The organism is Streptomyces capillispiralis, from assembly GCF_007829875.1.
Classification (GTDB): domain Bacteria; phylum Actinomycetota; class Actinomycetes; order Streptomycetales; family Streptomycetaceae; genus Streptomyces; species Streptomyces capillispiralis.
The window spans coordinates 1,954,945-1,971,596 of record NZ_VIWV01000001.1 but is presented as its reverse complement, the minus strand read 5'-3'; the positions used below and the strand labels follow the sequence as shown (position 1 = coordinate 1,971,596).

The following is a 16,652-nucleotide window of genomic DNA, read 5'->3' as shown; positions in this document are numbered from 1 at the left end:
GCGAGATGTATTCCAAGGACGGCGAGAACTACTTCATCGTGGACGCGCACGTCGCGCTCTGGGACGCACGCCCCGAGAACCAGCTCAACATCCACGGCAAGCAGTTCATCGACTGCTTCTACGACTACCACCGCAACCTGAGCCCGGCGTCGGAGCTGTGGCCGTACGAGGAGTACCTCTACTACGGCGGCGAGCGTCTGATGAAGGACCTCTTCGTCGACGGGTACGTCGACCACGCCATCTTCCAGCCCGCCCGGCTCGGGGCGTTCTACCGCAACGGCTTCGGGCAGACCGAGGAGGCGTTCGCGCTCACCCGGCGGCACCCGGACAAGCTGACGTACAACCACTCCTGGGACCCCCGCTACGAGCAGAAGGGACTCGACCGGCTGCGGCGCGACGCCGAGCGGTTCCAGCTCAAGGGCGTGAAGCTGTACACCGCCGAATGGAAGGGCGACAGCCGCGGCTACAAGCTCGACGACCCGTGGACGTACCGCTACCTGGAGGTGTGCCAGGAACTCGGGATCACCAACATCCACATCCACAAGGGGCCGACGATCCGGCCGCTGGACCGGGACGCGTTCGACGTCGCCGACGTCGACAAGGCGGCCACGCGGTTCCCCGAGCTGAACTTCGTCGTGGAGCACTGCGGCCTGCCCCGTCTGGAGGACTTCTGCTGGATCGCCACGCAGGAGCCCAACGTGCACGCCGGTCTCGCGGTCGCCATGCCCTTCATCCACAGCCGGCCCCGCTACTTCGCGCAGATCATCGGCGAACTGCTGTACTGGCTGGACGAGGACCGCATCCAGTTCTCCAGCGACTACGCGCTGTGGACGCCCCGCTGGCTGGTCGAGCGGTTCGTCGACTTCCAGATCCCCGCGGACATGACCGAGTACGAGCCGATCACCGTGGCGCAGAAGAAGAAGATCCTCGGGCTCAACGCGGCCGCCCTGTACGGCATCGAGGTGCCGGCCGGGCTGGGTGTCGCCGAACCGGCGGTGGCCTGAGATGCCCGCCGCACCGAGGGAACGGTCCGCCCGCGCCGCGCTGGACACGGTCATGGACCCCGAGCTGGACGAACCGATCACCGACCTCGGCTTCGTACGCTCCGTGACAGTGACGCCCGGGGGCGGGATCACCGTCCGTCTCCGGCTCCCCACCTCGTTCTGCTCCCCGAACTTCGCCTACCTGATGGCCTCTGACGCGAAGGACGCGCTGACGGCGCTGCCCTGGACACGGCGGGTCGTGGTGCTGCTCGACGACCACCACGACTCGGAGCTGATCAACCGCGGGCTGGCCGCGGACGCCGGCTACCGCGGGACGTTCGGGGCCGAGGCGGAGAAGGACCTCGAAGCGCTCCGGCTGACGTTCCGCCGCAAGGCCCACACCGCGGCGATGGAACGCGCGCTGACCGGCCTGCTCCGTGCGAACCCGGACCTCACCGAGGAGGACCTCCACGGCGTGGTGCTCGGCGACCTCCCCGGGACGGCGGCGACCCACGCCCTGCTGCGCCGCCGCGCGGCGCTCGGTCTGGGCGTGGCACCCACCGACCCGGCCCTGGTGGACGAGGACGGGCGGCGCTTCCCGCCGGGGGAGATCCCGCTCCGGCTGCGCTTCGCCCGTGCGGTCCGGGTGTCGATCGACGGCAACGCGCACTTCTGCCGGGGCCTGCTGCGCACCCGGTATCCGGAGTCCGCCGCCGACCAGTCACCACGCGCGGGGGAGCCCGTGCCCGCGGGAGGACTCCTCCCCGTCACCGTCGCACCGAAGGAGACCGTCCAGTGAAGGCAGTTCAGGTCGTGGGCTACGGCCAGGACCTCAAGATGGCCGAGGTCCCGGATCCGGTGATCACCGGCCCGTACGACGTGATCGTCAGGATCGGCGGTGCCGGCGTGTGCCGCACCGACATCCACATCCTGGAGGGCCAGTGGGCGCAGAAGTCCGGCGTGGAACTGCCCTACACGATCGGTCACGAGAACGCCGGATGGGTCCACGCGGTCGGCAGCGCCGTCACCCATGTCGCCGAGGGCGACAAGGTGATCGTGCACCCGCTGATCACCTGTGGGCTGTGCCGGGCGTGCCGGGCCGGTGACGACGTGCACTGCGAGAGCAGCCGCTTCCCCGGGATCGACACGGCCGGCGGTTACGCCGAGTACCTGAAGACCTCCGCGCGCAGTGTCGTAGGCATCGACGACTCCCTCGAACCCGCCGATGTCGCGGCGCTCGCCGACGCGGGGCTCACGGCGTACCACGCCGCGGCGAAGGCCGCCCGGAGGCTGCGGCCGGGCGACCGGTGCGTCGTGATCGGCGCGGGCGGGCTCGGGCACATCGGCGTACAGGTGCTCAAGGCGCTCACCGCCGCCGAGATCGTCGTCGTGGACCGCAACCCCGACGCGGTGGACCTGGCCGTCTCCATCGGCGCCGACCACGGGGTCGTCGCCGACGGCGGCCAGGTGGACCGGGTGCGCGAACTGACCGGCGGACACGGGGCGGAGGCGGTCATCGACTTCGTCGGCGAGGGCGGCTCCACCCGGGACGGCGTCGGCATGCTGCGCCGGGCGGGCGACTACCACGTCGTCGGCTACGGCGAGAACATCGACGTCCCCACCATCGACATCATCTCCGCCGAGATCAACTTCATCGGCAACCTCGTCGGCTCCTACAACGACCTGTGCGAGCTGATGGTCCTCGCCGCGCGGGGCCGCGTGCGCCTGCACACCGTCAAGTACCCCCTCGACCGGTTCCAGGACGCCCTGGACGACCTCGGGAGCGGCCGGATCCGGGGCCGGGCGATCCTCACCCCGTGACCTGGCCCCGGACGACCGCGAAGGAAGTGACCCCTTGATCTTCATCACCGTGAAGTTCCGCGTCCGCCCCGAGTACGCCGATCAATGGCCCCGGGTGGTGGACGAGTTCACCCGGGCCACGCGCGCCGAACCGGGGTGCCTGTGGTTCGACTGGTCCCGCAGCCTGGAGGACCCGGCGGAGTACGTCCTGGTCGAGGCCTTCCGGGACGACGAGGCCGGCGCGGCGCACGTGGGCTCGGCGCACTTCGAGGAGGCGCGGCGGACCCTGCCGCCCCACCTCGCCGAGACGCCCAGGATCGTCCACGTGAAGGTGCCCCAGGACGACTGGTCGCGGCTCGGCGAGATGAGGGTCGACGAAGGCTGACGCGGGTCGTGACGTCGGTGAGGAGGGCCGAAGCCCGTACCACCGGCTTCGGCCCTCCTCCGTGTGTCCGAGACCGCGGGGCTGCCCGCGGACGGACATGCGGGCGACGGCCCGGCCGGGAGGCTGCCGTGTGCCGCACGGTACGCGGGTGCGGTGCGACGGCTGCCGAGGCCGGGTGAAGTCGTACGACTGGCGGTCACGCGCCTTCGGGTAGCCGAAGGCGGGGGGACGCGGATGCGCGGGTATGTCCACCGCGGTCATCGGGTCACCTGTCCCGAGGAAGCGGCCGGCGTCTTCCTCGCCCACGTGATCAGCTCGAACCGGAACTGGAACTGCCGGACCCTTCCTTCGCGGCACGCCGGTACTCGGCGTTGATGCGCTGAGCTTCCTCGAGCTGGTCCTCGAGGATGACGATGCGGCACGCGGCCTCGATCGGGGTTCCCCTGTCGACGAGCTCGCGGGCGCGAGCGGCGATCCGTAGTTGGTAACGGGAGTACCGGCGATGTCCGCCCTCCGAGCGCAGCGGAGTGATCAGACGGGCCTCGCCGATGGCTCGGAGGAAACCAGGGGTGGTGCCGAGCATCTCGGCGGCCCGGCCCATGGTGTAGGCGGGGTAGTCGTCGTCGTCCAGACGATCACTGAGTGGAGTATCTGCTGCCATGTCACCTCTTTGTGCAACGCGTCGAGGGGCCCTGGTGCCGTACGGCACCAGGGCCCCGAAGGAAATTCAACACCATCTGTCGGCCCTCATGCTGTGCCGACCTTCTGTTTCCGTCACCCGGCCCGGCGAGGGGCAGGGTGCGGGGATCGCGGCTGCGTGACCGGGGACCACCATCCATTCCGGGGTCTTGCGGTACCCGGACCGAAAGCTCTTCGGACCGGGCGATCCTGATGGCGTCTGCTCCTCCTCCGTTCTTCCTCCGAACCGACCACTTGCTGAACGGGTACTGCGGTACTGCGTCGGTGATGCCGTTGGCGACCCCTCGACCTGCGGGCCACCCGGTGCGGCTCCCAGCCCCGTCACCGTTCTACGAACGCCTTGGCTTCGGAGCTCCAGAGCCGCACCGACCTGCGAACTTCAACTACATCTGCCCGCCAGTTCGTGTCTGCCGGGCTTCGCTCGACCGTGTCGACGAGTACAACGTTAACCGTGCTGGGCCTCAATGTCTACTCTGGCAAAAGTAGATTTTGGCGTTCGGGGGAGGCAGGCATCCTGCGGCCCGCGACGCCGGTGAGGCGGCGTACAACGGTGAGGGCCCTGCCGACGTGCGTCGGCAGGGCCCTCACCGGGTCTCTGATGGCGGTTCCCGCCCGTTCCCGGCGCCTTGGGGGAGGCGGTGCCCCCGAGGCCGCGGTGGCTCCCTGTGGGGAGGGCGCGTCAGGGGTTCAGGTGGGTCATCACGTGCTTCAGGCGGGTGTAGTCCTCCATGCTGTAGCTGGACAGGTCGCTGCCGTAGCCGGAGTGCTTGGTGCCGCCGTGGGGCATCTCGGCGGCCAGGGGGATGTGGGCGTTGATCCAGACGCAGCCGGCCTCCAGGTGCCGGGCCAGACGCATGGAACGGGGATGGTCCCGGGTCCAGACGCTCGCGGCCAGGGCGTAGTCGACGCCGTTGGCCAGGGCCAGGGCCTCCTCCTCGGAGGAGAAGGACTGGACGGTGAGGACCGGGCCGAAGACCTCGCGCTGGACGATCTCGTCGTCCTGGCGCACGCCGGCGACGACGGTCGGCGCGTAGAACCAGCCCTCCTCGCCGACGCGGTGGCCCCCGGTGAGGACGCGGGCGTGACCGGGAAGGCGGTCGACGAAGCCGCCGACCCGCTGGAGCTGGGTCTCGCTGTTGAGCGGGCCGCAGAAGGCGGAGGTGTCCGAGGGCGGACCGACCCGCGTGCCCTCGGCCTCCTTCACCAGGGCGGCGAGCAGGTCGTCGTGCACGTCCTCGTGGACCAGCACGCGGGTCGCGGCGATGCAGTCCTGGCCCGCGTTGAAGAACGCGGCCTGGGCGATGCCCTCGGCGGTGGCCGCGAGGTCGGCGTCGGGGAAGACCAGGGCGGGCGCCTTGCCGCCCAGTTCGAGGTGGACGCGCTTGAGACCGGCCGCGGCGGTGGCGGCCACCTCCATCCCCGTGCGCACCGACCCGGTGACCGCCACCATGTCCACGTCCGGGTGGCCGACCAGGGCACGTCCGGTGTCGCGGTCGCCGCAGACGACGTTCAGCACGCCGGGAGGCAGGACGCGCGCGGCCAGCTCCGCCAGCAGGACGGTGCTGCGCGGAGTGGTCTCGGCGGGCTTGAGGACCACCGTGTTGCCGGCGGCCAGGGCCGGTGCCACCTTCCACACCGCCATCATCAGCGGGTAGTTCCAGGGCGTGACCTGGCCGATCACACCGAGGGGCTCCCGGCGCAGCATGGACGTGAAGTCCGGCGTGTACTCCCCGGCCGCGGCGCCCTGCACCGAGCGGGCGGCGCCGGCGAAGAAGCGGAGCTGGTCGACGGTGGGAACCAGCTCCTCCTGGAGCGTGGTGGCACGCGGCTTGCCGGTGTCCGCGCACTCGGCGTCCACCAGGGCGTCGGCGTGGGCCTCCACGGCGTCGGCCAGGCGCAGCAGCGCCGCCTGGCGTCCGCCCGGGGTGGCGTCGCGCCAGCCGGGGAACGCGGCGCGGGCCGCGCGGACGGCCGCGTCGACGTCGGCGGCCCCGGCACGGGCGGACGCACCGGAGACGGTCCCGGTGCAGGGGTCGATCAGGTCGAGGGTGGAGCCGTCGGCCGCCGGGACCGAGGCCCCCGCGATCACGTTCTGGATCATGGCTGTCCTTCCGGTTGTTCCTCGCGCCGCGGCTGCCACCCGGGGCCGCGGAAGAGATAGCCGCCCGCCTCGCGCGGCGAGCGGGCGCCGCGCAGGTCACGGCCCAGGCGCAGCCACTCGAAGGTGACGACGCGCAGCGGGTTGTACGACTTGACGTTGGTGGTCATGCCGTAGGCGATGCGGCCCCCCTCCGGCTCGAAGGAGCCGAACATCCGGTCCCAGACGATGAAGACGCCGCCGTAGTTCCGGTCCAGGTAGGGGTAGTGGCTGGCGTGGTGCACACGGTGGTGCGACGGGGTGCAGAAGACCCACTCGATGGGGGCCCACAGCTTGCCCACCTTCTCGGTGTGCAGCACGAGCTGGTAGACGAGGCCCACGGCCTGCACGACGAGCAGCATGTACGGCGGGAAGCCCAGCAGCGGCTCGGCGGCGAAGAAGGGGATGGAGGTCATCGGCGCCCAGGAGTTGCGCACCGCCACGGTGAAGTTGAAGCGCTCGCTGGAGTGGTGGACGCTGTGCACCGCCCACAGCACCCGGACGCGGTGGTGGGACCGGTGGAAGGCGTAGTAGCACAGGTCGTCCAGGACGAACAGCAGGACCCACATCCGCCAGTCGCTCGCGTCCACGCGCAGCGGGCTGATCGCGTAGAGGGCGGCGATGATGGCGACGTTGGTGCCCTGCCAGAAGAAGTTGACCACCTGGTTGCCCATGGCCAGACCCAGGCTGCTGGCGGTGTCGCGCAGGTCGTAGCCGGTGTCCTCGTCGGACGGCAGGAACTTGTGCGCCAGCAGCTCCAGGCAGACCAGGACGGCGAAGACCAGGACGGTCAGGCCGAGTGTCGACCAGTTCACGGAAGACCTCTCGCGGGCTCAGGCGACGACGCGCACGGCGTCGGGGAGCCGCATGGCGCTGGACTTGCGCAGGTCCCGGGTGACGTTGACGCGCTTGAGCCAGCGGTCGGTGCCGTCGTAGCGGGCCTTGAACGGCTGACGGCCGTGCACCAGGCGGAAGTTGTCGATGAAGACCACGTCGCCGGGGCGCAGCGGCACGTCGGTCAGCCCGCCCTCGATGGCCTCGCCGATGCGGTCCAGGGTGCGCCGGGCGGGCTCGTCGCCGGGGGCGGTGTCCATGTACGCCGGGTCGATCTGGAGGAAGGGGTCGTGCGGGGCGCCGAAGAGGACCGGCACCGCGTCGGGCTCCTCGTTCATCCGCTCGGTGCGGTCGAAGCCCTCGCGGTGGCGGTCGGCGTTCTCCGCGTTGTACGCCTCCAGGTGCGACTTGTCCGGGCGGATGCGGAAACGGGGCTCGAAGGCGCAGCGGCGCTCCTCCTCGGTGAGCACCGAGGGGTCGAGGCCGCCGACGGTCGTGGCCACGCCGTCGGGGTTGCGCAGGCACATGAGGACCACGTAGTCGGCCCGGCAGGGGTGGAACGCCTCCTCGGTGTGCCACATCAGCGGGGCGGTGCTGCCCGAGCCGAGCTGCTCGTCCTCGTGGCCGCGGGTGGGCACCACGTCGTGGACGAGGCGGCCGTCCTGCTGGGTGGCCCAGCCGAACACGTCGCCCAGCAGGGAGCTGTACAGGACGAGGGCGTTCTCCAGACGGTGCACGGCCGGCGGTACGGGACGGCCCTCGCGCCAGCTGGCAGGGGTGGGCCCGATGGCCTCGTCGGGGACGTCGAGCCCGCCGATGACCAGGGCCGACGGGCCGTCGTCCGCGTGCAGTCCCGCGAGCGCCGCGCGGACCGCGCGGGGCAGGCGGTGGGCGAACAGCGGGGCCTCGCGCAGGAAGGCGGGGTCGTCGGCGGCCGGATGTTCCCCGGCGGCCTCGGCGCACAGGGCGGCCACGGCATCCCGGTCCTCGGCGGAGAGGTCGATCCTGGTGAGCATGGGAGTTCCCTTCAGGCGAGTGCGTCCACGGCGCGCAGCAGGCGGTCGACGTCCTCGGTGCTGGTGTAGCAGGACAGGCCGGCGCGGACGGCGCCGTCCTCGTGCAGGCCCAGGGCGTGCATGACCTCGTGGGCGTAGAAGATGCCGCTCCAGGTGGCGATCCTCTGCCGGGCGAGGTGCCGGGCGACGTCGTCGGCGCGGTGGCCGGCGACGGTGAAGGCCACCGTGGGAGTGCGGTCGGTGTGGTCGTGCGGGCCGTGCACGCGTACGTGGGGCATGGCCAGCAGGCCGTCGAGGAGCGGGGCGAACACGGCCGTCTCGTCGACGGCGCGGGCGTGGTCGAGGACGAAGCGGGCGGCCTCGGTGGCGGCGGCGATCGCCTCGAAGGACGGGGTGCCGGTCTGCCAGCGGTCGGGGGCCACCTGGGGAGCGGGCCGCACCCGGTCCGGGTCGAGCGCGTCGAGCAGGTCGGGGTCGGCGCACAGCACGCCCAGGTGCGGGCCGTACCACTTGTACGCGGAGCTGACCAGCACGTCGGCGCCGAGGGCCGTGCGGTCCACCGGGCGGTGCGGGGTCAGGTGCACGGCGTCGACGAGGACCCTGGCCCCGGCGGCGTGCGCGGCGCCGGCGACGGCCGCCACGTCGGGGATGCTGCCCAGGGCGTTGGAGGCGCCCGTGACGGCCACCCAGCGGGTGCGGTCGCTCAGCAGGCGGGTGACGTTCTCGGTGGGCAGCCGGCCGGTGTCGGTGTCCACGTCGGCGAGGCGGACCGTGGCGCCGGTGCGGGCGGCGATCCGCAGCCAGGGGGCCACGTTGGCGTCGTGGTCCAGGCGCGTGCACACGATCTCGTCGCCGGGGCCGAGGCCGGCGGCCACGGTCTGCGCCAGGTCGATGACCAGCGAGGTGGTGTTGGGGCCGAAGACGACGCCGCGCGGGTCGGTGCCGAACAGCTCGCCCATCGCGGCCCGCCCGCGCGCCACGACCTCGTCGGTGGCGTCGGCCGCTGCGAACATGCCCTCGGTGTTGGCGTTGTCGCCGCTGGTCAGATAGCGGGTCATCGCCTCCACGGCGGTGTCGACGATCTGGGTGCCCCCGGGCCCGTCCAGCCGGGCCCAGTCGCCGCGCAGCCCCGGGAAACGGTGCCGCAGGCCGGTGGTGGTCGAGGGGTCGGTGACGGTCATGCGGTGGCTCCTGATCCGGGGACGGTGGGTGGGACGCAGGCGGTCAGCGGCGCGATGCTCAGGCCGAGTTCGCGCACGCCCAGGGCGCAGGCCGCGGCGAGGGCGCCGCCCAGGGCGTGGCCGCGGAAGGCGTCGGTGCGCGGCTGGAAGCGCACCCGGTCGCCCACGGCGGACCGCTCGGTGCGCAGGGTGGCGTCGGGGCGGTCGTGACGTCCGGCGGGCCGCAGCGTGCCGTCGGGGCCGAGGCGCAGGGCGAGCCGCAGGCCGGGCTCGGCCGGGGCGTCCAGCCGGATCTTGGCCTCGCTGTGCCGGACCCGGTCCAGCGCGTCGAGGACGGTGCTCTCCAGCAGGGCGGGGGCCACGTCCACCGTCCCGCCCTCGCGCAGGACCCGGCACAGCAGGTCGAAGGCCAGCTCGGGCCGGGTGCTGTCGATGTTGAGACCGCTGCCGAGGCGGGCGTTGACCTCGGTGGGCAGGAACCCGTCCGCGGTCAGGACGCCGTCCAGGGTGAAGGCGCCGCGGTAGCCGTACAGCTCGCGCAGGGCGCGGCCGACGGCGCGTGCGGTGGCGCGCAGCTCGGCGCCGCGGGGCGCCGGGCAGTCCCAGTACGTGGAGGTGCCGGCGAAGACGAAGGCGCCGTCGGGGCGGCGCAGGGTCAGCAGCTCCAGCGGGCGGAAGACGGGTACGGCGTCGGTGCCGGGGACGACCAGCCCGTGGATGCTGCACGGCAGCCCGTCGAGGAACGGCATCACCCGCACGCGGTCGGCGCGCCCGGCGAACTCGGCGGCGAGCGCGGAGGTGTCGGCCCCCGGCGGGTGGTGGCGGGTGCCGCGGGCCCCGGTGTGGATGCCGTCGCGGGCGTCGGCGGCCCACACGGTCCCTCCGGCGGTACCGAGCCCGCGTACCGCCTCGGTGAGCGCGCCGGGCTCGCACGGCACGACCGTCTCCGGGGCCGCGGCGATACCGGCCCGTTCCCAGACCTCGTGCACCCGCACCTTGTCCTCCGCGACCGTCCAGCGCGGGCGCCGGTGGCCGTAGCGGCGGCGGTGCAGCAGTTCGGCGCCGTCCGTGTCCAGGGTGTCCAGGACCAGGGCGGAGCGGTCCGGGTCGAAGGCGTCCAGGCGTGCGGCCAGCTCGGGCGTGGGCCGGGACAGCAGCCGGGTGAACTCCGCGGCCAGGGTGTCCTGGTCGCCGGAGGCCAGACCGGCGTCCCACCACACCAGCCGCGCGGAGGCGGGGCGGCCGTCGGCGGGTGCCGAGTCCGGGCGGGCCGACAGGGCGAACACGCCGGCCGCGCCCAGCTCCAGCAGCTGGGTGACGCGCGGGACCAGGCGGGCGGGGGACATGCCGGCCAGGACGCAGCGCCGGCCCGCGACCGCCCGCGCGACCTGGGCGGCGAAGGGGGTGGCGGCGTCCGGCGCGGTGTCGTGGACCGCTGCGGGGCTCATCCGGTCCACGCCTTCGGCTCGGCGGACGCGGCCCGCGCGTTGTTCTCGGCCCAGTACACCTGCGAGGACCGGATGGAGTCGGCCGGGTCGGGCATCACGTGCGTGCACCCGATGGGGTCCTCGATCGCGAGGTAGACCTGGTAGGCCGCGTACATCTCCACCCGGCGCAGCTGGACGCGGCTGAGGGTCTCCCGGGCGAAGGGCAGGTGGAAGCGGTTCCACGCCTCGGGGGTGACGAACGGCGGCGTGGACAGCGCCGAGGCGCCCCGCGGGACGCGCCAGGAGTTCAGGCCCTCCACCGTCAGGTCGAACATCTCGCCGACCCGGGGGGCGTCGGCGCCCCGGCCGAGCACCGAGGTGCGGGGCGCCTCGGGCGGCCCGGCGTACACGGTGTCGGTGATCCACGCGGCGAGGTCGTCGACCGCGACGATCTCCACGTAGGCGTCCTTGACCCCGACGACCGCCGGGATCACCCCGGAGCACAGGCCGGAGACGATCCAGAAGAGTCCGCTGAACCGGTCGATCGCACCGTCCGTGCGGCGGCCCATGACCATGGGGAAGCGGACGACGTCGGTGCGGGCGTGGCGGGCCGACGCCGTCCGTTCCGCCCACGCCTTGGACCACTCGTAGGTGTTGCGGTAGTCGGCGGGTCCGTCGGACGCGCCGTCACCGCGCAGGCCCGCGGCGAAGGTGGTGGACAGCTGGAGGAAGTGGGTGTGCTCGTCCGCCAGGTCGAGCAGGGCGTTCGTCGGGCCCACGTTGGCGGCCTGGGCCTGGTCGGCGGGCAGGTTCCAGCGGGTGTCCGCGGCGCTGTTGACGATGACGTCCCAGGAGGTGTCCCGCAGTTCCCGGGGCGGCGGTTCGGAGCCGATCCGCCAGGCGTGCTGGCCGGGGGCGCCGCGGCTGCTCACCCCGGTCACGTCGGCGCCGCGGGCGCGCAGGTGGCGGATCAGCTCGCCGCCGACCGCCCCCGTCGCGCCGGCGACCAGGATCCGCGGGCTCACGGCGCCACGACCCGCTGCTCGATGGAGGTGAGCATCTGCTGGGCGTTGTCCCGCAGGGCCTTGGCGGCCACCGGGTTGAGCATGTCGGCCAGCAGCGGGATGCCGATCTCGAACTCCACGAAGAACGTGGTCACCGAACCGTGGTCGCCGTCCGGGTCGACCCTCCAGTAGCCGCCGAAGTGGTCGAGGTCGCCGGTGAGCTGCCGGAACGTCATGGTGCGGTCGGCGTCGTCGATCTCGTCCTCCTCGACCCACTCCAGCGTCGAGCCCTTGAGCAGCACCGACCACTCGCTGACGCGCCGCGTACCGGAGGACTCGGTCACACGGACCGAGTTCACGCTGTCCATGTAGTCGGCGTAGTCCTCGATGCGGCTGACGGCCTGCCAGGTTTCCTCGGCCGGCGCGGCGATGCTCAGCTTGACTTCAACGGTGGGCACGGTGTTTCTCCTTCGGTGGTACGTCAGCTGGAGGGGTCGAAGCCGAGTGGCCGGCCGGTGCAGTAGGCGCCGACCGCCTCGTCGCAGGCCAGCAGGCTCGGCGGGTGGTGGTGGGCGGCGAGCGAGTCCAGGTGCAGCGCCGCGGCGTGCTGTCCGCGGGTGTACATCCGGCTGCCGATCACGGGGGTCAGCGTGGACACCACCCGGTCCCGGGTGTCGCTGAGCGACGAGCGCAGCGCCATGGCGGTGGCCAGCGCCGGTTCGCCGCCGAGCGAGCCGTCGGTCCAGTCGCGGGCCAGTTGCCGGCAGGCGCCGCCCAGGGCGAGCAGGTCCCGCGCCGCCTGTCCGATCCGCACGGTGCGCGGGCCGTGCCGGTCGCTGGTGGTGACCGTCTTCACGGCCAGGTCCAGCAGAGAGGTCAGCACACCGTGGTAGGTGGCGCCGATCAGTACGGCGAACCACACGATGCCGGCGATGACGGTGTCGTCGATCGAGTCGGCGGGCGCGCGGTGGAAGACCAGCCGGTCGTCGATCTCGACCTCGTCGAGCACCAGCTTCGCCGTGTCGGAGACGTTCATGCCCAGGGAGGGCCAGTCGCCCTCCACCCGCAGTCCGGGGGAGGCGCTCGGGCACAGCGCGATGATGGTGTCGTCGGTGCCGGCGACCCGGGCGCTCAGGCACACCAGGGTCGCGGTGGAGGCCAGCGAGCAGGGGTACTTGGTGCCGGAGACCACGTAGCCGCGGCCCTCCCGGCGGGCGGTGGAGACGCTGCTGAGGAAGTTGGCGCTGCCGCCCGGCTCGGCGAACGCGGACGCCACCAGGGCGTTCTGCGTCGCGATGCCCTCCAGGAGCCAGGAGGTGGTGTCGCGGTGGCGCTCCCAGTAGTCGGTCATCAGGCCGACGGTCAGGGAGTGCATGTTGAGCGCGATCGCCGCGTGCGGGTCGCGCCGGGCCAGGGCGCGCTGCGCGGCGGCGGTCCCCGCCAGGTCGGCGCCCGCGCCGCCGAACGCCTCCGGGATCGCCAGCGAGGCGAATCCGGAGGCGGCCACGGCGCGGATGCGCTCGGCCGGGGTGCCCTCCTCGGGGTCGTGCACCGGCCCCGGCCAGGCGTCCGGCAGGTGCCAGCCGGCGTCGAGCAGGGTGAGGTGCCGGTCGGTGTGCCGGTCGATGTCGGTGAGGGTCATGCTGCGGCCTCCTCGTGCCGGCCGGGTCCGGTGGGCGCCGTGTCCGGGCGCGGGTCGATCCACCAGCCCTCCGTGTGGTGCAGCCGGCCGCCCATGCGCTGCTTGAAGCGGGTGACCGGGGTGTCGGGACGGCTGTCGCCCATGTGGTAGTAGCGGCAGCCCTGCGCGCAGGCCGCCTCGATGGCCAGGGCCTGGAGCAGGGTGGGGGCGCCGGTGGCCGCCGCGTGGGTCTTGTCCATCGCGCCGCGCCAGTACTTGGCGTGCTCGCCCTGGCGCATGGTGATGATCCCGGCGACGGCCCGGCCCTGGTGGTGGGCCAGCCAGATCTGGCAGGCGTCGCCGAGGTGGCGGGCCACGGCGGCGAACTTGCGCCGCGGGTCCTTGCGCCACATCCGCCAGCGGGCGCGCGGCCGGGACGTGCCCTCCTGGGCGGCCCAGCGGTCCACCGACATCCGGTAGAGCCGGTCGAACTCGCGTATGAGGCGCGGGTCGTTGCCCACCTCGACGCCGATCCCGGCCCGCTCGGCCTTGCGCACGTTGCGGCGGGTGTTGGAGGTGAAGCGCTCGCTCCAGACCGTGGCGTACCCGCCGGACAGGTCGGCGATCTGCGTGATGCGCGGGTAGCGGCGCACGTGGCCGGGGGCGGACGCGCGCCACACCTCGTCCGTCAGCGGGCTGGGCCGCAGATAGGCGGCGGCGCCGGGCCGGCGGGCGAGGTCGGCGAAGACGGTGGCCGCCTCCGCGCGGGTGACGGGGCCGCCGGGGGCCACGGGTCCGCCGATGCCCCAGTCCAGCGGCCAGCCCAGCTCCTGGGCGCGGGCGGCGGTGGTCAGGCGGGAGCGCACCAGCGGCAGAACCAGGCGCCGTCCGTCCTGCCACTCGTAGAGCCGGCTGACGTCGCGGTAGGGCCGCACCGCGCACATCGCGTCCAGCCAGCCGGGGGTCTGGGTGGCGAGTGCGTCGGGGTCCTCCGCGAGCGCCGCGTGCCAGAGGTCACGGGGGACCGGACTGGTCACCCGTACGGCCGTGAGCAGGGCGGCGGTCACGGCGCGGCCAGCGCGGCGCGCACCGCGGCCAGATCGGCCGGGTCCACTCGACGGGCGACGAAGCCGGCCAGACCGCCGGGGACCCCGGCGAGGAAGTCCGCCATGGTGGCGGGCACCACGCGCATCCGGGTCAGGTAGTCGTCGCGGGTGTGGCCGCGCTTGCTCCACTTGTCCTCGAACAGGTCGACCCGGGCCACCAGGTCGGCGGCGCTGGCGCCGTAGTCCTCGGCGATGTCCGCGGCGGGGCTGCCCACCGTGTCGAGCACGGCGGCGACCACCACGCCGGTGCGGTCCTTGCCGCAGTGGCAGCAGACCAGGAAGGGCTCGTGCGCCACCGAGGCCAGCGCGGCGAACAGGTCCGGCCAGCTCTCCGGCAGCGCCTCCGCGAGCATCCCGTGGTAGTACGCCACCACGTCGTCGGAGGTGGGGCGCGGCTTGTCGATCGGGGTGCTGGGGTAGCCCGTCACGGGCGCGTTGATCCAGCGGATGCCCGCGTCCTGGAGCGCCTTGGGCGCGCCGTACTTGTCGATCTCGCGCCGCGAGCGCAGGTCGACCAGTGCGCGGATGCCGTACCGGTCGCGCAGGGCCGTCGCGTCCCGCGCGGTGTACGTGGTCACGGCGCCGCAGCGGAACATCCGGTCCGCCGCCAGGCCGCGGGCGCGCACGGCGCGGAAGTTCACCCCGACGCGGTCGTCGCCGTTCATCGCACCCCCGCCGGGGTGGCGAGGGCGGCGGTGGCGTCCGCCCAGAAGCGGGGGAAGTCGTCGTTGACGTCCGGGCCGTAGCGCACGCGGGCGCACGGCAGCGCGGCGAGGCCGGCCAGGACGGCGTCGCGGGTGACGGTGTCGGCGACGGACGAGGGCAGTACGCCGAGGTAGTCGACGAAGTGGCGCAGGTTGCGGCCGGCGACGGGGGCCAGCTCGGGCGGCACGCCGTCGACCGGCTCGACCCGCCAGCCGCGGACGGTGGGGTCGGCCTGGGGCAGCAGGATGCCGCGCGGCCGGGACTCCTGGTCGACCGTGGCACCGGTGATGGCGGTGAACTCGTCGAGGTCGCAGTAGACGCGCACCCGGCCCTCACGGGTCCACGACGAGGCGCCCGGAGTGGGCAGCGGGCCCACCGGACCGTCGTAGCGGCGCAGCGTGGCCTGCTCGAAGCGGGCGCGGGCCGGGTGGCCGACGAGACTGCCGACGCTGATGCCCAGCCGGCGCGGCCAGCCGCTCACCCGGGGCGGGGCGGAGGCGTGGTCGCGCCACACCATCAGGGTGTCGTCGCTGACGAAGTCCCAGCCCGCCAGGGTGGTGGCCAGGAACGCCAGGGTGGACTTGCCGGAGTTGGTGGCCCCCAGCATGATCACCGACTCGCCGTGGCGGGCCACGGCGGAGCCGTGCAGCACCGGCACACCGCCGTGGTGCAGCTGCGCCCCGACCAGGAAGGCCAGGTAGCGCACCAGGGCACGGACGGTCTGCGGCCGTTCGTCGTACACCTCCAGGTGCACGTGCCCGGCCGGCCGCGAGGCGGTGACCAGCATCGGGCCGCTGTCCTCCTCCGCGTCGCGCAGCAGGACCATCCGGTCGTGGCCGTGGTCGAGCAGGACGAAGCGCGGCCCGTCCTCGTTCAGCCACAGCTGCGGCGTACGGCGTACGGCCTCCAGGTCGGACGAGGAGACCGGCAGCCGTGCGGAGCGGGTGATCCGCACGGTGACGGCGCCCAGGGTGTGACCGGGCGTCAGGGTGAAGTAGGGCGCCAGCACGGCGGCGATCACGTCGTCGAGCCCGGGCACCTCGCTCTCCACGTTGATCCGGCCGAACCAGCACGACAGCGTGGCCTCGGCGCACACGGGAGGGGTTGTCACGGGGGCGGTCACGTGCCGGTCCCCCGGTCCGCTCGGGGCCTGGTGCCGTGGGTCATCGGCTCTCCTCTCGGGGACAGGGTCTCGGGACAGCGGCACGGGGCAAGGCCCGGGTCGCCGTCCGCGGCGGGTGCCCGCCGGTCCTGGGCGGACAGCTCCGCCAGCAGGGCCGCGGCGGCGCGCCGGGTGCGCACCACGCGGACGTCGGCCCCGGCCAGCAGCGGTGCCATGCGGCGCAGTTCGCGGCGGCGGAAGCCCAGGGCCTTGCGCAGCAACGCGCGCACGCTGCGCACCGGCGGGTCGTCCGGGGCGAGTCCGTGCGGCAGGTAGTCGGTGCGGTCGCCGCGGCGCAGCCGGGCCGACCGGCTCACCAGGGCCGCGGCGCACAGCAGCGGATGGCGGTCGAAGAGGACCACGACGTCCGCCGCGGCCACGCGGACCGGCACGGTGTCGATGAAGTTCCCGTCGACCGTCCACGTCCGCAGCCGGGTCAGCCGGGCGACCGTGGCCTCCCACTCGGCGGGGGCGGGACGCCGCCAGCCCCGGCCCCAGTAGAGGTCGTCGAGGTGGTACAGCGGGGGACCGCCCGCGGCGGCCAGCGCGTGGCAGAAGGTCGTCTTGCCGCTTCCGGGGCTGCCGAGCACGG

At 73.3% G+C, this 16,652-nt stretch carries 17 protein-coding genes; 4 read left to right on the top strand and 13 right to left on the bottom strand.

The features are described 5' to 3' along the window. The first annotated feature begins 5 nt into the window (after window positions 1–5). The 4 genes from FHX78_RS07865 to FHX78_RS07850 are packed head-to-tail and all read left to right on the top strand — an operon-like array spanning window position 6 to window position 3,168. The gene (locus tag FHX78_RS07865; protein WP_145866736.1) at window positions 6–1,004 is read left to right on the top strand and encodes an amidohydrolase family protein; all 999 of its coding nucleotides are present in this window, start codon (window positions 6–8) and stop codon (window positions 1,002–1,004) included. Window position 1,005: 1 nt separating this feature from the next. Further along, window positions 1,006–1,782, top strand: a complete 777-nt coding sequence (locus tag FHX78_RS07860; RefSeq protein WP_145866735.1) for a metal-sulfur cluster assembly factor — start codon at window positions 1,006–1,008, stop codon at window positions 1,780–1,782. Further along, window positions 1,779–2,804, top strand: coding sequence for an NAD(P)-dependent alcohol dehydrogenase (locus tag FHX78_RS07855; RefSeq protein WP_145866734.1), 1,026 nt, complete (start codon window positions 1,779–1,781; stop codon window positions 2,802–2,804). Before FHX78_RS07860 ends, FHX78_RS07855 begins: the two co-directional genes overlap by 4 nt. A gap of 34 nt (window positions 2,805–2,838) precedes the next feature. Next, window positions 2,839–3,168, top strand: a complete 330-nt coding sequence (locus FHX78_RS07850) for a putative quinol monooxygenase (protein WP_145866733.1) — start codon at window positions 2,839–2,841, stop codon at window positions 3,166–3,168. A gap of 310 nt (window positions 3,169–3,478) precedes the next feature. Here FHX78_RS07850 and FHX78_RS07845 read toward each other — a convergent pair whose 3' ends face one another. The 13 genes from FHX78_RS07845 to FHX78_RS07785 form a co-directional block, all read right to left on the bottom strand. After that, window positions 3,479–3,829: a MerR family transcriptional regulator gene (locus FHX78_RS07845; protein ID WP_145866732.1), complete on the bottom strand. Its 351-nt coding sequence runs from the start codon at window positions 3,827–3,829 to the stop codon at window positions 3,479–3,481. 717 nt (window positions 3,830–4,546) lie between these two features. Then, window positions 4,547–5,968 (bottom strand): aminobutyraldehyde dehydrogenase, encoded by a 1,422-nt coding sequence (locus FHX78_RS07840; protein ID WP_145866731.1) that lies wholly within the window; start codon window positions 5,966–5,968, stop codon window positions 4,547–4,549. After that, window positions 5,965–6,819, bottom strand: a complete 855-nt coding sequence (locus tag FHX78_RS07835) for a sterol desaturase family protein (RefSeq protein ID WP_208766181.1) — start codon at window positions 6,817–6,819, stop codon at window positions 5,965–5,967. The genes FHX78_RS07840 and FHX78_RS07835 overlap by 4 nt, the downstream gene beginning before the upstream one ends. 18 nt (window positions 6,820–6,837) lie before the next feature. Continuing rightward, window positions 6,838–7,854, bottom strand: a complete 1,017-nt coding sequence (gene gntD, locus FHX78_RS07830) for a guanitoxin biosynthesis L-enduracididine beta-hydroxylase GntD (protein WP_189908732.1) — start codon at window positions 7,852–7,854, stop codon at window positions 6,838–6,840. 11 nt (window positions 7,855–7,865) lie between these two features. After that, a complete protein-coding gene (locus FHX78_RS07825; protein ID WP_145866730.1) occupies window positions 7,866–9,035 on the bottom strand; it encodes a cysteine desulfurase-like protein in 1,170 nt (389 codons plus the stop codon). Continuing rightward, a complete protein-coding gene (locus FHX78_RS07820; protein WP_145866729.1) occupies window positions 9,032–10,483 on the bottom strand; it encodes an ATP-grasp domain-containing protein in 1,452 nt (483 codons plus the stop codon). The genes FHX78_RS07825 and FHX78_RS07820 overlap by 4 nt, the downstream gene beginning before the upstream one ends. Further along, window positions 10,480–11,487: an NAD-dependent epimerase/dehydratase family protein gene (locus FHX78_RS07815; RefSeq protein WP_145866728.1), complete on the bottom strand. Its 1,008-nt coding sequence runs from the start codon at window positions 11,485–11,487 to the stop codon at window positions 10,480–10,482. Before FHX78_RS07815 ends, FHX78_RS07820 begins: the two co-directional genes overlap by 4 nt. Beyond that, window positions 11,484–11,924, bottom strand: coding sequence for a type II toxin-antitoxin system RatA family toxin (locus tag FHX78_RS07810; RefSeq protein ID WP_145866727.1), 441 nt, complete (start codon window positions 11,922–11,924; stop codon window positions 11,484–11,486). The genes FHX78_RS07815 and FHX78_RS07810 overlap by 4 nt, the downstream gene beginning before the upstream one ends. 23 nt (window positions 11,925–11,947) lie before the next feature. Further along, complete coding sequence (locus tag FHX78_RS07805) at window positions 11,948–13,108, bottom strand: acyl-CoA dehydrogenase family protein (protein ID WP_145866726.1); 1,161 nt, start codon at window positions 13,106–13,108, stop codon at window positions 11,948–11,950. Continuing rightward, the gene (locus FHX78_RS07800; RefSeq protein WP_145866725.1) at window positions 13,105–14,154 is read right to left on the bottom strand and encodes a GNAT family N-acetyltransferase; all 1,050 of its coding nucleotides are present in this window, start codon (window positions 14,152–14,154) and stop codon (window positions 13,105–13,107) included. Before FHX78_RS07800 ends, FHX78_RS07805 begins: the two co-directional genes overlap by 4 nt. Further along, on the bottom strand, window positions 14,151–14,858 hold the full coding sequence (locus tag FHX78_RS07795; protein ID WP_145866724.1) for a tyrosine-protein phosphatase: 708 nt from the start codon (window positions 14,856–14,858) through the stop codon (window positions 14,151–14,153). The genes FHX78_RS07800 and FHX78_RS07795 overlap by 4 nt, the downstream gene beginning before the upstream one ends. Continuing rightward, window positions 14,855–16,009 (bottom strand): phosphoenolpyruvate carboxykinase (ATP), encoded by a 1,155-nt coding sequence (locus FHX78_RS07790; RefSeq protein ID WP_145866723.1) that lies wholly within the window; start codon window positions 16,007–16,009, stop codon window positions 14,855–14,857. Before FHX78_RS07790 ends, FHX78_RS07795 begins: the two co-directional genes overlap by 4 nt. An 8-nt stretch (window positions 16,010–16,017) precedes the next feature. Next, the gene (locus FHX78_RS07785) at window positions 16,018–16,650 is read right to left on the bottom strand and encodes a P-loop NTPase family protein (protein WP_145866722.1); all 633 of its coding nucleotides are present in this window, start codon (window positions 16,648–16,650) and stop codon (window positions 16,018–16,020) included. Window positions 16,651–16,652 lie beyond the last annotated feature (2 nt).

Bases quoted from the DNA above. Each gene is read 5' to 3' on its own strand.
- FHX78_RS07865 (WP_145866736.1), top strand. From the start codon at position 6: ATGTATTCCAAGGACGGCGAGAACTACTTCATCGTGGACGCGCACGTC.
- FHX78_RS07860 (WP_145866735.1), top strand. From the start codon at position 1,006: ATGCCCGCCGCACCGAGGGAACGGTCCGCCCGCGCCGCGCTGGACACG.
- FHX78_RS07845 (WP_145866732.1), bottom strand. From the start codon at position 3,829: ATGGCAGCAGATACTCCACTCAGTGATCGTCTGGACGACGACGACTAC.
- FHX78_RS07840 (WP_145866731.1), bottom strand. From the start codon at position 5,968: ATGATCCAGAACGTGATCGCGGGGGCCTCGGTCCCGGCGGCCGACGGC.
- gntD (WP_189908732.1), bottom strand. From the start codon at position 7,854: ATGCTCACCAGGATCGACCTCTCCGCCGAGGACCGGGATGCCGTGGCC.
- FHX78_RS07825 (WP_145866730.1), bottom strand. From the start codon at position 9,035: ATGACCGTCACCGACCCCTCGACCACCACCGGCCTGCGGCACCGTTTC.
- FHX78_RS07820 (WP_145866729.1), bottom strand. From the start codon at position 10,483: ATGAGCCCCGCAGCGGTCCACGACACCGCGCCGGACGCCGCCACCCCC.
- FHX78_RS07805 (WP_145866726.1), bottom strand. From the start codon at position 13,108: ATGACCCTCACCGACATCGACCGGCACACCGACCGGCACCTCACCCTG.
- FHX78_RS07795 (WP_145866724.1), bottom strand. From the start codon at position 14,858: ATGAACGGCGACGACCGCGTCGGGGTGAACTTCCGCGCCGTGCGCGCC.